Source organism: Stenotrophomonas sp. LC732 (assembly GCF_052446685.1).
GTDB classification, from domain to species: Bacteria; Pseudomonadota; Gammaproteobacteria; order Xanthomonadales; family Xanthomonadaceae; genus Stenotrophomonas; species Stenotrophomonas muris.
Genome location: NZ_CP199214.1, coordinates 4,440,001 through 4,455,225, shown reverse-complemented (window position 1 = coordinate 4,455,225; position 15,225 = coordinate 4,440,001). Strand labels below are relative to the sequence as shown.

The window sequence follows — 15,225 nt, the reverse complement described above, 5'->3', positions numbered from 1 at the left end:
GGCGGCTGCTCGTCCCCGCCAGCCCTCATGACTCCTTTCGCTGCATGAAGCACCGCGAACGCATCTCCCGTTACCGCCATCTGCGCGAACAGCCCCAGTGGAAGCTGCTTGCCGCCGACCACGCCCCGGAAATCATCGGCCTGCTGCAGGGGCTGCTGATGGACGGCGAGCGCACGCTGCCGTCGTCGGTGCTCAACGAGCGCCTGCAGCGTGCGCTGGACCAGCTCAACGGCGACGAACTGTCGCGTGAGCTGCCGCGTACCGCGCAGGCCTACATCGCGCACTGGCTGGCCCAGGGCTGGCTGGAACGCCGCCTGCCCGAAGGCGCCGACCAGGAGCAGTACGAGCTGTCGACTGCGGCACTGCAGGCCATCCGCTTCGCCGATGGTCTTGAGCAGGCCCGCGTGGCCGCCACCGAAAGCCGCCTGGCGCTGGTCATCGAACAGCTCTCGCAGTTGGCCGCGCAGACCGAGTCCGACCCGGATGCACGCCTGTCAGCACTGCGCGACGAGCGCGACCGCATCGACGCCGAGATCGCCCGCGTCGGTGCCGGACGTGTGATCGCGCTGGATGGCAAGCGCGCGCTGGAGCGCGCGCGCCAGATCATCGGCCTGGCCGACGAGCTGACCGAGGATTTCCGTCGCGTGCGCGACGATTTCGAGCAGCTCAACCGCGACTTCCGCGAACGCATCATCGACGACGAGGGCGAGCGCGGCGATGTGCTGTCGCAGCTGTTCGAAGGCGTGGATGTGATCGGCGAGAGCGATGCCGGTCGCAGCTTCCAGGCCTTCTGGCGCCTGCTCAACGACGCCGAACAGAGCGCCCAGCTCGATGCCGCGCTGGAAGCGGTGCTGGCGCGTGGCTTCGCCCGCCGCCTGGACCGCAATGAACGGAACTTCCTGCGCGGCTTCACCAGCACCATGCTCGAGCGCGGTGGCCAGGTGCACGACGTGCTGCAGAATTTCGCGCGCAGCCTGCGTGGCTTCGTGCAGAGCCGTGGCTATCTGGAACAGCGCCGCCTCAACCAGCTGCTGAAGCAGGCGCAGTCCGAAGCGCTGGCCCTGCGCGACGAATTCCCCGCACAACGCGGCATCGGCCGCGACCTGCAGCTGACCACCAGCCGCCTGCGCTCGTGGTCGCAGTGGAAGCTGCACGATCCGCGCAGCGCCCAGGTCGATGGCAACGTCGAGTACAACGACGCCGCAGCCATCAGTCTGGAGAGCGTCGGTGATCTGGTCGCTTCGTCTGAAATCGACTTCCGCACCCTGCGCCGCGACCTGCACGACCTGCTCGATGCACAGCCGCGGCTCAGCATCGCCCAGGCACTGTCGCAGCGCGAAGCGCCGCAGGGTCTTGGCAGCGTCATCGGCTACCTGTCGCTGGGCACGCGCTTCGGCAACGTGATCGCTGGTGAGCAGGAGCTTGCCGAATGGCGTGGTGGCGACGGCCAGGTCCGTCGCGCCCGCATCCCGCTGGTTTGGTTCACCCAGGAGAGACGCCATGAGCTGGCATGAAGATCCCATCGACGCACCGCAGGCCGACGTGGCGGAAGACGCCTACGAAGCCGAACCGGTGGCGGCCGTGGCGCAGCCCCGCCGTGGCAATGACGTGTATTACCTCGGCGACACCGGGCGCCTGCCGCTGGATGCACGCCGCGCGCTGTGCCAGCTGCTGATCGGCCCCAGCATCGACCAGCTGCGCCACGCCAAGCTGTGGCCGGCACTGATCCGCAGCGAGGCGGCCATCCGCTCCTCGCTGGCGGACCTGTTCCTGGAACTGGTGCTCGACCGTGACAGCGGCGTGGCCTTCACCCGCCAGGCCGATACCGAAGACGTGGATGCGCCGGTGCTGCTGCGCACCTCGCCGCTGACCTTCATCGACTCGGTGCTGCTGCTGTACCTGCGCCAGCAGCTGGCCGAGGCCGATGCGCGCGGCAACCGCGCGGTGGTCGCCGACGCCGAGATGGCCGAAGCGCTGGCCATCTACGAAAAGAACCTGTCCACCGACCGCGCCGGCTTCAATCGCCGCGTCGCTTCGGCGGTGCAGAAGATGAAGGACAACCACATCCTGACCCGCCTCAGCGGCCAGGAAGACCGCCACGAAGTCTCGCCGGCGCTGAAGCTGCTGTTCTCCGCCGAAGACGTATCCCAGCTTTCGGCGGTCTACCGCCAGCTGCGTGACACCCCGGCCGCCGAGGCCTGAGAGACCCGACCATCGCATGGCTATCTCCAAGCACACTCCCGCCCTGTTCAACGAAGGCCTGCCGGACCCGCGCCTGCAGCAGTTCCGCATGCGTCGCCTGCAGGTGCACAACTGGGGCACGTTCAACGGCCTGACCGAAGTACCGATCGCCGAGCGTGGCTTCCTGTTCGTCGGCCGTTCCGGCTCGGGCAAGTCGACCCTGCTCGATGCCATGTCCGCGCTGCTGACGCCGCCGGCCATCGTCGATTTCAACGCCGCCGCGCGTGAAGCCGAGCGCAGTGGCCGCGACCGCAACCTGGTGTCCTACGTGCGTGGCGCGTGGGCCGACCAGCAGGACAGCGGCACCGGCGAAATCGCCACCCAGTACCTGCGCAAGGGCGCGACCTGGACTGCGCTGGTGCTGGAGTACCGCGCCGGCGATGGCCGCGTGGTCAGCCTGGTGCGCCTGCTGTGGATCTCCGGCAACGGAACCTCGGCCGGTGACGTGCGCAAGCACTACATGATCGCCGAGCGTCCGTTCGACATCGCCAAGGATCTTGGCGGCTTCGACCTGGACCTGCGCAAGCTCAAGCAGAAGTTGTCCGACCTGCACCACTTCGACACCTTCTCCGGCTACGCCGAGCGCTTCCGCGACCTGCTCGGCATCGACAACGAGATGGCGCTGCGCCTGCTGCACAAGACGCAGTCGGCGAAGAACCTGGGCGACCTCAACGTCTTCCTGCGCGACTTCATGCTCGACACGCCGAAGACCTTCGACGCCGCCGAGCGCCTGGTCAGCGACTTCGCCGAACTCGATGGCGCGCACCAGGCCGTGGTCACCGCCCGCCGCCAGGTGGAGACCCTGCTGCCGGCACGCGCCTACTACAACGACCTGAAGGAAATGCACCGCCGGCGCGGCGACGACGAAGCCCTCAAGCTTGGCGTCGACAGCTTCCGTGAAAGCCGCCGCCAGGCGCTGATCGAGGCGCGCCTGCGCGAGATGGACGTGCGTGACCGTGGCCTGCTCGGGGAAGAAGCCCAGCGCCGTGCCGCACTGGACAACCACACCGAGCGCCTGGCCGAACTGGAACTGCAGCGTCGCCAGCAGGGCGGTGAGCGCATCGAGGAACTGGAACGCGAGCAGGGCCGCGCCGAAGCCGAGCGTGACCGCCGCCAAGCCAAGCGCGAGCAGGCAAGCCTGGCCGCGCAGCAGCTCGGGGCTGAACTTCCGGACGACGCACACGGCTTCGCCGAGCTGGTCGAGCGTGCGCAGAACGAACTGCAGGACCGCCAGCGTGCCTCTTCGGCGCTGGACGATGCGATCAGCGATCGCCTGGGTGGCAAGCGCGATGACGAGCGCCGTTTCGGCGAAGTCCGTGCGGAACTCGAAGCGATGCAGCGCACGCCCTCCAACATCCCGGCGCCGATGCAGAAGCTGCGCGCGCGCCTGGCCGAGGAAACCGGCATTGCCGAGGCGGCGCTGCCGTTCGTCGGCGAGCTGATCCAGGTCCGCTCGGAAGAGCAGGGCTGGCAGGGTGCCATCGAGCGTGTGCTGGGTGGCTTCGCGCTGTCGCTGCTGGTCGATGACAAGCACTACAACGACGTCGCCGAGTGGGTGAATCGCACTCACCTGGGCATGCGCTTCACCTACTACCGTGTGCGCCGCAACGATGATGCGTTCGCGCGCGAGCCGTCGGCGAAGTCGCTGCTGCACAAGCTGGAGCTGCGCGAGCACGTATTCGAAAGCTGGCTGCGCCGTGAGCTCGGCAAGCGCTTCGACTACGAGTGCGTGGATGCCAAGCAGCTGCGCAACGTCGACCGCGGCATCACCCGAGAAGGCCAGGTCAAGCATCCCGGCGACCGCTTCGAGAAGGACGACCGCAGTGCGGTGGGCGACCGCCGTCGCTGGATCCTCGGCTTCAACAACCACGACAAGGTGGGCGCCTTCGAGCGCGAAGCCCAGGAACTGGCCAAGCGCATCGCCAGCTGCGAGACCGACATCGCGCGCCTGCGTGGGCAGCGTGACCGCGACAACGAACGTCGCCTGGCCTGCCACGAGCTGGTCAGCATCAGCTGGAACGAGATCGACATCGCCGCCCCGCAGCAGCGCCTGACCGATATCGAGGCCACCCTGCGCGACCTGCGCGAAGGCAATGCCGACCTGGCCAAGCTGGCCAAGCAGATCGACGCCGTGCGCGCCGACATCGAGCAGGCCCGCCGCACCTATGAAGACGTCCGCGTCGAGCGCGGCCAGCTGGTCAAGGAACGCGATCGCCTCGACCGCGCCCGCCAGCAGAGCCGTGCGCTGGTGCTGCCGAGCCTGGCCCAGGAGCAGGAAGCCGGGCTCGCCGAGCGCCTGCAGGAGCAGGGCCCGCTCAGCCTGGAAACGCTGGAGGCGCACATGCGCCAGGTCAGCAACGCGCTGAACGAGCAGCTGTCGACCTCGCAGCAGGACCTCAACCGCATCGAGAACCAGCTGATCGGTTGCTTCCGTCGCTTCATCCAGCAGTGGCCGGAGGAATCGGGCGACTTCACCGTATCGGTGGCCTCGGCCGAGGATTTCCTTGCCCGCCTCGAGCGCCTGGAGCGCGACGGCCTGCCGCAGCACGAAGAACGCTTCTTCGATCTGCTGCAGAACCAGAGCAAGAACAACCTGCTGGCCCTGCAGCGCCACAGCGCCGAGGCCCGCAAGTCGATCGGCCAGCGCCTGGACGAAGTGAACGCCAGCCTGGAGCAGGTGCCGTTCAACCGTGGCACGCTGCTGACCATCGAACTGAGCGACCGCCGCCTGCCGGAAGTCGGCGAGTTCCACCTGCAGCTGCGCGAGGTGCTGGCGCAGCAGCAGACCGAGCAGCGCGAGCTGGCCGAATCGCAGTTCACCGTGCTGCGCCAGCTGGTCAACCGCCTGGGTTCGCAGGAAGGCGAGGACAAGCGCTGGCGCGAGCTGGTGCTGGACGTACGCATGCACGTGGAGTTCATCGGCGTCGAGCTGGATGCGGAAACGCGCCAGCAGGTCGAGATCTACCGTAGTGGCGCGGGCAAGTCCGGTGGCCAGCGCCAGAAACTGGCCACCACCTGCCTGGCTGCGGCACTGCGCTACCAGCTCGGCGGCGCCGACAGCCAGCTGCCCAGCTACGCCGCCGTCGTGCTTGACGAAGCCTTCGACAAGGCCGACAACGAGTTCACCGCGCTGGCGATGAACATCTTCGACAACTTCGGTTTCCAGATGGTGGTCGCCACCCCGCTGAAGTCGGTGATGACGCTGGAGCCGTTCATCGGTGGCGCCTGCTTCGTCGAGATCAGCGGCCGCCACGACTCCGGCGTGCTGCTGATCGAGTACGACGAAGAAGGCAAGCGCCTGAAGCTGCCCGAGCGCAGCCGCCAGCAGGCCAACGAACCGGAAGAAGCCGAAGCCTGACCCGGTCGATTGAATGGGGATGCCGGCCAGCGGCCGGCATTACCCATGGGCGGGGTTCACGACCTGATCGGATGGGGATGCCGGCCAGCGGCCGGCACTACCCATGGGCAGCGTTCATGACCCGGTAGTGCCGGCCGCTGGCCGGCAACCGCATTCACGCACCGCGGAAGGTATCCCACGCCATCCGCGCGATCAGTACCACCACCAGCCCCACGAACAACTTGCGGATGAACGGCGTGCCGCCCTTCAACGCCAGGCGCGTGCCCACCACCGAGCCGATGATGTTGGCCGCCGCCATCGGCAGCGCGAACAGCCACAGGATGTTGCCGGTCGGTACGAAGAACGAGATTGCCGCCACATTGGTCGCCAGGTTCACCACCTTCGACGCCGCTGACGCACGCAGGAAATCCAGGCCGAAGAAGCGCACGAACAGGAAGATCAGGAAGCTGCCGGTGCCCGGCCCGAAGAAGCCGTCGTAGAAGCCGATCGCCGCACCGATCGCCAGCGCGATCGCCAGTTCGCGGCGGCCGATCTCCTGCGGCCGGTGCAACGCGCCGAAGTCCTTCTTCCACAACGTGTAGGCCAGCATCGCGATCAGCAGCACCAGCACCAGTGGGCGCACCGCGTCCTTGGGCAGCAGGCTCACCGCGGTGGCCCCGGCGAAGGAGAAGATGAAGGCGGTACCGGCCGCGAACAGTACCGGCTTCCACGGGAAGCGCACGTTGCGCGCATAGCGCCAGGCGGCCGCACCGGTACCGAACATCGAACTGAACTTGTTGGTACCGAACAGCATCGCCGGCGTCTGCTGCGGCAGCACCGTGAACAGGCCGGGCAGCTGCACCAGGCCACCGCCACCGACGGCGGCATCCACAAGGCCGGCGATGAAGGCGATCACCACCAGCCACCACAACTCAGGGGGAACCAGTTCCAGCACGGCGATCAATCAAGGAGGGGGCGCGACAGCATACGCCTGTCCTGCTCCGGGCGACTGCGGCCCCGCGTGGATCAATCCCGGCAACCCGGCGACAATGCCGGCATGAGCCGAAAACCCGCCGATCCCTGCCCCTGTGGCCTTCCCGCCGACTATGCCGCCTGCTGTGGCCGTTTCCATGCCGGTGAAGCCGCGCCTGATGCAGAGCACCTGATGCGTTCGCGCTACAGCGCCTATGTGCGTGGCCTGGCTGACTACCTGCGCCAGTCCTGGCATCCGGACACGCGTCCGGCCGAGCTGTCGCTGGACGATGCCCCCGGCCAGCGCACCCATTGGCTGGGCCTGACCGTGCACGAGCACACTGTCACCGGTGCTGACAGCGCCGAAGTCCGCTTCACCGCGCGCTACCGCATCGGCGGCGGCAGCGCGGTGAGGATGACCGAGCATAGCCGCTTCCAACGCATCGACGGCCGCTGGTACTACCTCGACGCGGTCTGAGCACTACGCGCTGTGCGCTGCCAGAACGCGCTGGCCGCCGTGCGCGCGCACCTGGTTGCGGCCCCCGTCCTTGGCCACATACAGGGCCTGGTCGGCGGCCTTGACCACGGCCATCGGCCGCGGATCCACGCAGCTGTCGGCCAGCCCGATGCTCACCGTCACCTGCACCACCTGGCCGCTGCCACCGCGTCCGCGCCGCTGGCGGCCGGCTTCGTCGTCACGGCTGCGGGTGCTGCGGTCGCGAAGCTGCATGCGGGTGTCCTCGATGCTCTGCCGCAATGCTTCCACGGCATCGACACAGGCTGCCGCCGGCCGGTCCAGGAACACCACCGCGAACTCCTCGCCGCCATAGCGGAACGCACGGCCACCGTCGCCCACCCGCGCCAGCCGCGACGCCACCAGGCGCAGCACATCGTCGCCGGTGTCGTGACCATGGGTGTCGTTGAATGACTTGAAGTGGTCAACGTCCACCATCGCGATGCTGTAGGTACCGCGTGCCCGCTGCAGGGTCTCGTTGAACGCCCGTCGCCCCGGCAGGCCGGTCAGCTCATCGCGGAAGGCCATGTGGAAGGATTCCTGCAGCATCGCGCCCAGCATCAGCAGCAGGGCGGCACTGCTCAGCGCCGGCAGCAGCACCGGCTGCAGGAAGATCCGCGGCAGCATCCACCACAGGCACAGCAGGGCCAGCAGCATTGCCGTGTGCAGTGGCCGCGGATGCCGCCACGCCTGCCAGCCCAATGCTGCGGTCGCCAGCAGGAACAGCAGCGCCGGCAACTGCGCCAACGCGTTCCAGTTGGCGGGAATCCAGGCCCAGTGACGGTTCGACAGCAGATCGTGCATCCCTGCGGCTGCTGTGCCGCCAGCAGCAGGAAGATCATCAGCGCCGCGCCGCACACTACGCCGCGCAGCAGCAGGTCCTGGCGTCGGCGTCCGCGTTCCGGCCATCGTGCCAGTCCGGCGAACAGCAGCGGCACCCACGCCGAGATCGCGTGGAAGCGCAGCGGGGTCAAGGCGTCGACATGGCCGCTGCGCAGGTAGCCACCGACGTCCCGGTGCAGCAGGGCGAATACCACCGCCACCACCAGCAGCAGGCACAACGTGCGCATCTGGTGGTAGAGCAGGGCCAGGCCTGCACCGAGACAGGCCAGCAGCCAGGGCAGGATGCGCTGCGCCGGGCTGGCGACATCCTCGGTGCCCAGCGCCATCCACAGCACCAGGACGACCAGCACGGCGGGCAGCACGAACAGGTAATGCGCAGGCTGGCGGAGCGGATGCAGGGGCACGCGGTAAGTCCAGTGCGGTGACGATGCGGCCGCAACATTGCCGTTAGCGGCGTCCCCACGCGCTTCTTGAATGCGCGTGCCCGCTGTCATGTGAACGTGGTGATGTGGTGCCATGACGTTGCGCTCACCGTCCTGCGCCGATGCTTCCGGCATGGACAGCGTACCCACCGCCGTCGCTGCCCCGCAGCGCGATCTCGCCCGCCGCTTCGCACAGGTGCGGGCGCGCAGCCTGCAGCTGGCCGCGCCGCTCAGTGCCGAGGACGCCATGCTGCAGAGCATGGCCGACGCCAGTCCCAGCAAGTGGCACCTGGCCCATACCACCTGGTTTTTCGAACGCTTCGTGCTGGCCGGTTTCGCCACCACGCCCGCGCATGACCCGGCCTGGGACTATCTGTTCAACAGCTACTACAAGAGCATCGGCCCGGCGCATGCGCGGCCGCAGCGCGGGCTGCTGTCGCGGCCCTCGCTGCAGCAGGTGCGCGACTACCGGCAACAGGTCGACATGCAGGTGCAGTCACGGCTGGCGGCCGGTGACCTCGACGCGCAGGCGCTGCACCATCTGCAGTTGGGGCTGCAGCACGAACAACAGCACCAGGAACTGTTGCTGACCGACATCAAGCATGCGTTCTGGTGCAATCCACTGCAGCCACCGTATCGCGAGGACCTGCGGCCCGGCGCCAGCACCGCCACGGCGCAGGGCTGGATCGAATCGCCCGAACGCATCGTCACCGTCGGTGCCGCGGCATGGCCCCGGCACGCCGCCTTCGCCTACGACAACGAATCGCCGCCACACCGTGTGCTGCTGCCCGCGCATGCCTTGGCCGAACGCCCCGTCAGCAATGCCGAGTACCGCAGCTTCATCGAGGCGGGGGGCTACCGCGAGCCGCGCTGGTGGCTCAGCGAAGGTTGGGCGCTGCGTGAAGCCGAAGGCTGGCAGCACCCCCTGTACTGGGATGATGCCCTGCAGCGGGAGTACACGCTGGGTGGTTGGCGCGAGCTGGATCCGCATGCGCCGGTCTGCCACCTCAGCTACTACGAGGCCGACGCCTGCGCCCGCTGGGCCGGTGCGCGCCTGCCCAGCGAGTTCGAGTGGGAAGCGGCCGCCGCGTCGCAGCCCCTGCGCGGTCATTTCGCCGATGACGATCACCTGCACCCGCAGGCCGGGCAGGGCAGTGGGCTGCGGCAACTGTTCGGTGACGTCTGGGAGTGGACCGCCAGCGCCTATGGCGCCTACCCGGGCTTCCGTCCTTTTGACGGCAACCTCGGCGAATACAACGGCAAGTTCATGTGCGGGCAATGGGTGCTGCGCGGCGGCAGCTGTGCCACGCCCCGCGACCATGTGCGCGCCAGCTACCGCAATTTCTTCATGCCGCCGGCGCGCTGGCAGTTCTCCGGATTGCGCCTGGCCAGGGACCTCATATGAGCACGGTGCATGACGCGCTGCAGGCGCTGACCGACCTGACCCCCAGCCGCCAGCAGATCCTGGCCGATGCGCTGGCCGGTCTGTCTTGCGCATCGCGGCAGCTGCCTTCCAAGTACTTCTACGATGCCCGCGGCTCGCGTCTGTTTGAACAGATCACCCAGACCCGCGAGTACTACCCCACGCGCACCGAGCTGGCGCTGCTGGCCCGGGTGCTGCCCGATGTCGCGCGCGTGGTCGGCCCGCGCCTGCATGTGGTCGAGCTGGGCAGCGGCAGTGGCCGCAAGACCGCGTTGCTGCTGGCCGCGCTCCAGGATCCGGTGGCCTATACGCCGATCGAGATCTCGCGGGCCGCACTGCTGTCCAGCATCGACCACCTGGCGCCGGCGCTGCCCGAGGTCGAGATGCTGCCGGTCTGCGCGGACTTCACCCGCGCCGTCGCCGTGCCCATGCCCGAACGCGAACCCGCGCGACGGCTGCTGTTTTTCCCCGGTTCCACATTGGGCAATTTCGCCGAAGTGGAGGCCGTCGCCCTGTTGCGGGCGATGCGCCAGACGATGGGCCGCGACGGCCTGGCCCTGATCGGCATCGACCTGCACAAGGACACGGCGCTGATCGAAGCGGCCTACAACGATGCGCAGGGCGTCACTGCGGCATTCACCCTCAACCTGCTGGCCCGCCTCAACCGTGAGATCGGAAGCGATTTCGATCTCGATGGGTTCCGCCACCGCGCCCGTTACAGCACCGCGCGGCTGCGCATCGAAACCGACCTGGTCAGCCAGTGGCCGCAGGACGTCCACCTCGGTGGCCGCACCTTCCACTTTGCTGCCGGTGAACCCATCCGCGTCGAGTACAGCCACAAGTACACCGATGACAGCTTCGACGCGCTGTTGCAGCAGGCGGGCCTGCAGGTCGCACAGCGTTGGGATGCCGAAAGTCCCGCCTATGGCCTGCGCCTGCTGCGCGTTGCCTAGGGGGGACGGCCAGCCGGTGCCCCTTCAGGTTCGGCCGCACTGCTGCCCCTAAGATGGCCGTGCAACGGCAACACGGAGGACGCCATGCCCATTCTGACCACGCTCGGCCTGGCGGCCGCCCTCGCGTCGACCCCGACGCTGCCTGCAGCCCCCGCCGCCAGCAACGATCCGGCGTTCAGCCGCTGCCTGGCGGGCCTGCAGGCCACCGCCGCAACCCAGGGCATCGGCGCCGACCGTTTCAACGAGATCACCACCGGGCTCACGCCGGACCCGAGCGTGCTCGGACTGCTGGACGCACAGCCGGAATTCACCACGCCGATCTGGGATTACCTGGCCGCGCTGGTCGACCGCCAGCGCGTCGATGATGGGCGCACCCTGCTGCAGCAACATCGCGATCTGCTCGATCGCGTCTCCGCGCAGTATGGCGTCGACCCGGCCACCATCGTCGCGGTCTGGGGGGTGGAGAGCGACTATGGCCGCGTCTTCGGCAAGCGCCCGCTGCTGCAGTCGCTGGCCACGCTGTCCTGCGCCGGCCGCCGCCAGGCCTTCTTCCGTGGCGAACTGCTGGCGCTGCTCAAGCTGATCGACCGCGGCGACCTGCAGGCCCAGGGGCTCACCGGTTCCTGGGCCGGCGCCTTCGGGCATACGCAGTTCATGCCCAGCACCTACGCACGTATCGCGGTCGATGGTGATGGCGATGGCCGCCGCGATCTGGTCGGCAGCATTCCCGACGCGCTGGCGTCCACCGCCAACTACCTCAAGCGTGCGGGTTGGCGCAGTGGCGAACCGTGGGGCATGGAGGTCCGTGTTCCCCCCGGTTTCAATGCCAGCCAAGCGGGCCGCACCCAACGTAGAGCCCTCGCCGATTGGCGCGTGCAGGGCGTGACCGCGCTGGATGGCAGCGCGCTGGTGCCGCCCAATCTGCCGGCCGACGCGCGCGCCGCCCTGCTGCTGCCGGCCGGCATCAAGGGCCCGGCGCTGCTGGTGTTCCGCAACTACGATGCGATCTACAGCTACAACGCCGCCGAAAGCTATGCACTGGCCATCGCCACGCTGGCCGACCAGCTGCGTGGCGGCACCGGCCTGGCCACCGCCTGGCCGACCGATGATCCCGGCATCGGCCGCGATGAACGCCGCCAGCTGCAGACCCTGCTGCTGGCCCGCGGCCACGACATCGGCAGCGCGGACGGCATGATCGGCACCGCCACGCGCCGCGCGATCCAGGCCGAGCAGCAGCGCCTGGGCTGGGCCAATGCGGATGGGCGCGCCGGCCAGCGCATCCTGCGCGCGTTGCAGCAGGAGGCAGCCGCAGGGACGCCTGCCACCCGCTAGACCTTGCCGATCACAGGCTGGCCGCGACATCATCGCCGCGGTCTTCAAGGAGCGTCATAGCATGCAGTCGAACCCGGACATCAGCACCGGCCTGTACCACGGGCTCGAGGCCTGGCAGATACGCACGCCCAGCGCCACCGCGGTCATCAGCGTGTTCGGCGGACAGCTGCTGTCGTTCATCCCGGAGGGGCAGCCGGACCTGCTGTGGCTGTCGCCGAAACGGGCCGGGCTGCCCACGCCGATCCGGGGTGGCGTTCCAGTGTGCTGGCCGTGGTTCGGTCGCCAGGGCCAGGGTGATGACGTGCCGGCACACGGCCTGGTACGCACCGCGCGCTGGGAGCTGCTGCAGGCCCGCCAGGACGATGACGGTGAACTGGAGCTGCAGCTGGCGCCCCTGTCGATTGCCGAGTGTGGCCTGCGCCTGCAGATGCAGCTGCGCATCGGTCGCCAGCTGCGCCAGCAGTTGACCACCGAGAACACCGGCCCGTCCCCGGTGGCTTTCACACAGGCCCTGCACAGCTACTTCCGGGTAGGCGATGCCCGTCGTGTCGAGGTTGATGGCCTCGATGGCCTGCACTATCTGGACAAGTACGAGGATTACACGCAGCTGCGCCGGCAGCAGGGGCCCTGGTCGCTGCGTGACCCGCGCGATCCGGGGCGCAGCGACCGCATCTATACCGGTGCCGGTGGCCACTACGTGCTTCGCGATCCCGTCCTGCAGCGGCGGATCGAGATCCGCAGCGAAGGCAGCCAGACCCTGGTGGCGTGGAATCCGGGCGCGGAGGCGGCGGCGAAGATGGCCGATGTCGGCGACGGTTGGCACGATTACGTGTGCCTGGAAGTAGCCAATGCCGGGCCGGAGCAGATTGCCCTTGCACCCGGCGCGCGCCACCAGCTGGTGCAGGTACTGGCCAGTGAACCGCTGCAGGCCGTGGCGGGGTGTTCGGAGTAACCATGGGATCGACAGGAATGGATGGCATGCAGGACGCACGGTGGTGGTACGCCAACAGCAAGCAGAGCGAAGGGCCGGTGGACCTGGCCGGGCTGCGCCGTCTGCAGCAGGACGGCACGGTAACCGCCCGTACGCTGATGTGGCGGGAAGGAATGGCATCGTGGCGGCCGCTGGCCGAGCTGGATCCTTCGGTGGCGCCGATGGATCCGACCCCGCCGTCGATTGAACCGGCGCAGGCCGTCAGCGCCAGCGGCGCATCGACCGCTGATCCGTCCGACCCCTATCGTGCGCCGGCAGCTTCGCCGGTGGCCGCGACCGCGCCGCAGCTGGAAGGCGACATCGCCTTGTACGCCGCCGTGGTCGGCGGCAACTTCCCGATCTATCGACAGCGCTGGCGGCTCGACCAGGGCATTGCCGACGGCAACGGCACCTGGCACTGGCCGGCGTTCCTGATCGGCGTGATCTGGATGGTGTACCGCAGGATGTACCGGCTGGCGGCGATCTGGGCCGGCGTGCTGGTGTTCTTCAGCATCGCCGAGGCGTTGCTGGGCGTTCCGGAAGGCGTGTCGACGGTCATCACCCTCGTCATCAACATCACCGCCGCGGTGTATGCCAACCGCTGGTACCTGGCGCATTGCCAGCGTGAGATCGCCCGAGCGCGCGCGTTGGTGGGAGATGACGAGGCGCGCCTGCGCAGCGAGCTGGCCAGACGGGGTGACACCAATGCACTGGCGGCGGCGGTGGTGGCCATCGCCGTCGTTGCGGTGATGCTGGTGGGGCAGGCGCTGGCAGGCTGAGGCCGGGAAGGCTTCAGATCCAGCGGTGGCTGCCGCTACCGCGGGATCGTCCTGGGCAAGGAATCGCCGACATGAATCATCTGGATACTCCGCCGGTTTCCCCGGCGGATGACAATCCCTATCTTGCGCCCGCCACAGAGGTGGACGACGCGCCCGCTCCGTCCGACGCGGACTACCTGAACCTCCTCGTCGGCCCCAACGCGGCGCTCTATCGCCAGCGCTGGCACCTGGGCAGCCCGGTGCCGAAGCCGCCGCGACCGTGGCACTGGCCCGCCTTCCTGGTGCCGACGTACTGGCTGCTGCACCGGAAGATGTACCTGGCAGCCATCCTCTTCGAGCTGGTCCTGATCGGCATCGCGCTGCTGGCGGCACGCGCCAACCCGCTGCTCACGGTGGCGTTGCTGGCGGTGCCTCGGTTCGCCATCGCGGTGACCGCCAACACCCTGTACCTGCGCTACTGCACGCGACTGCTGGGCAAAGTGAAGGCCGCCCACGCCGGGCAGCACAACCGCATCCGTGCCGAACTGCAGCGTCGTGGCGGCACCAGCGTGTGGGCGGTGGTGATCGGCATGGCGGCCAACGCGGTGATCAATACCGTCGCCCGCATGGCGGCCTGATCATGCCGGCCTGATAGGGTTGCTCAGGCCGCTGTCCGTGCCCGCAACACCAGCAGGCAGAGTGCACCGGCCAGCAGTCCCCAGAACGCCGAACCGATCCCGGCCAGGGAGACCCCCGAGGCGGTGACCAGGAAGGTGACGAGTGCAGCCTCGCGGTCGCGCTCCACCGCCAGGGCGCTGGCCAGGCTGTTGCCGATGGTGCCGAACAGCGCGATACCGGCCACGCAGGCCACCAGCTCCCTGGGGAAGGCTGCGAACAGTGCGGCCACCGTGGCGCCGAACAGCCCGATGACAATGTAGAAGGCGCCGGCCGCCATCGCTGCGGTGTAGCGGCGCGCCGGATCCTCGTGCGCATCGCGGCCCATGCAGATGGCGGCGGTGATCGCCGCCAGGTTCAGTGCATACGCGCCGAACGGCGCCAGCAGCGTATTGACTACACCGATCCAGCCGATCAACGGCGACACCGGGGCGTCGTAGCCGGACGCGCGCATCACCGCCACACCGGGAATGTTCTGCGAGGCCATGGTGACCACGAACAGGGGCAGGGCAATGCCGGCCACGGCGGTCCACGACAGCGAGGGCGTCACCCACTGCGGGATCGCCAGTTGCAGATGCACCTGCTGGGCGTGCAGCAGGCCACGGCTCGCGGCGACGGCGATGCCGACCAGCAACGTGGCGATCACCGCATAGCGCGGGAACAGCCGGCGCCCGGCCAGCCAGGTGGCGAACATTGCCAGCGCGAGCACCAGCTGGGTGTTCATGGCGACGAACACATCCAGCCCGAAGCGCAGCAGCACACCGGCCAGCATGCCGGCGGCCAGC

12 protein-coding genes and 1 pseudogene (1 of these 13 only partly in view) are annotated in these 15,225 nt (G+C 68.5%); 10 read left to right on the top strand and 3 right to left on the bottom strand.

Going from position 1 to position 15,225, the window contains the following annotated elements:
* Window positions 1-44 precede the first annotated feature (44 nt).
* Genes ACT6SE_RS20955 through ACT6SE_RS20945 form a run of 3 tightly spaced genes read left to right on the top strand, consistent with a single transcriptional unit; the run spans window position 45 to window position 5,599 of the window.
* Complete coding sequence (locus tag ACT6SE_RS20955) at window positions 45-1,514, top strand: DUF3375 domain-containing protein (protein WP_014648925.1); 1,470 nt, start codon at window positions 45-47, stop codon at window positions 1,512-1,514.
* Entirely contained in the window at window positions 1,501-2,202 is a 702-nt protein-coding gene (locus tag ACT6SE_RS20950) for a DUF4194 domain-containing protein (RefSeq protein WP_046433335.1), read from the top strand. Before ACT6SE_RS20955 ends, ACT6SE_RS20950 begins: the two co-directional genes overlap by 14 nt.
* Window positions 2,203-2,218: 16 nt before the next feature.
* Window positions 2,219-5,599, top strand: coding sequence for an ATP-binding protein (locus tag ACT6SE_RS20945; RefSeq protein WP_032960149.1), 3,381 nt, complete (start codon window positions 2,219-2,221; stop codon window positions 5,597-5,599).
* Window positions 5,600-5,753: 154 nt separating this feature from the next.
* On the opposite strand, the gene ACT6SE_RS20940 is transcribed toward ACT6SE_RS20945, so the two are convergent.
* On the bottom strand, window positions 5,754-6,533 hold the full coding sequence (locus ACT6SE_RS20940) for a sulfite exporter TauE/SafE family protein (protein WP_032960169.1): 780 nt from the start codon (window positions 6,531-6,533) through the stop codon (window positions 5,754-5,756).
* Between the two features lie 102 nt (window positions 6,534-6,635).
* Here ACT6SE_RS20940 and ACT6SE_RS20935 point away from each other — a divergent pair, with 102 nt between their 5' ends.
* Entirely contained in the window at window positions 6,636-7,028 is a 393-nt protein-coding gene (locus ACT6SE_RS20935) for a YchJ family protein (RefSeq protein WP_041863982.1), read from the top strand.
* A 3-nt stretch (window positions 7,029-7,031) separates the two neighbouring features.
* Here the strand turns inward: ACT6SE_RS20935 and ACT6SE_RS20930 are convergent.
* Window positions 7,032-8,311 (bottom strand): annotated as a pseudogene (locus tag ACT6SE_RS20930) (diguanylate cyclase).
* A gap of 151 nt (window positions 8,312-8,462) precedes the next feature.
* Here ACT6SE_RS20930 and egtB point away from each other — a divergent pair.
* The 6 genes from egtB (at window position 8,463) to ACT6SE_RS20900 (ending at window position 14,403) form a co-directional block, all read left to right on the top strand.
* Complete coding sequence (gene egtB / locus ACT6SE_RS20925) at window positions 8,463-9,734, top strand: ergothioneine biosynthesis protein EgtB (protein ID WP_046433332.1); 1,272 nt, start codon at window positions 8,463-8,465, stop codon at window positions 9,732-9,734.
* Complete coding sequence (gene egtD / locus ACT6SE_RS20920) at window positions 9,731-10,705, top strand: L-histidine N(alpha)-methyltransferase (protein ID WP_046433329.1); 975 nt, start codon at window positions 9,731-9,733, stop codon at window positions 10,703-10,705. Before egtB ends, egtD begins: the two co-directional genes overlap by 4 nt.
* An 84-nt stretch (window positions 10,706-10,789) precedes the next feature.
* A complete protein-coding gene (locus tag ACT6SE_RS20915; protein ID WP_032960158.1) occupies window positions 10,790-12,037 on the top strand; it encodes a lytic murein transglycosylase in 1,248 nt (415 codons plus the stop codon).
* Window positions 12,038-12,098: 61 nt separating this feature from the next.
* Complete coding sequence (locus tag ACT6SE_RS20910) at window positions 12,099-12,989, top strand: D-hexose-6-phosphate mutarotase (protein WP_046433327.1); 891 nt, start codon at window positions 12,099-12,101, stop codon at window positions 12,987-12,989.
* Between the two features lie 26 nt (window positions 12,990-13,015).
* Window positions 13,016-13,786: a GYF domain-containing protein gene (locus tag ACT6SE_RS20905; RefSeq protein WP_046433326.1), complete on the top strand. Its 771-nt coding sequence runs from the start codon at window positions 13,016-13,018 to the stop codon at window positions 13,784-13,786.
* Window positions 13,787-13,857: 71 nt separating this feature from the next.
* The gene (locus ACT6SE_RS20900) at window positions 13,858-14,403 is read left to right on the top strand and encodes a DUF2628 domain-containing protein (RefSeq protein WP_014648914.1); all 546 of its coding nucleotides are present in this window, start codon (window positions 13,858-13,860) and stop codon (window positions 14,401-14,403) included.
* A 23-nt stretch (window positions 14,404-14,426) separates the two neighbouring features.
* Here ACT6SE_RS20900 and ACT6SE_RS20895 read toward each other — a convergent pair whose 3' ends face one another.
* Window positions 14,427-15,225 carry the 3' portion of a benzoate/H(+) symporter BenE family transporter gene (locus tag ACT6SE_RS20895; protein WP_046433322.1) on the bottom strand. 389 nt of this gene lie beyond the right edge of the window, so only the last 799 of its 1,188 coding nucleotides appear in the window; the start codon falls outside the window, past its right edge; the stop codon is at window positions 14,427-14,429.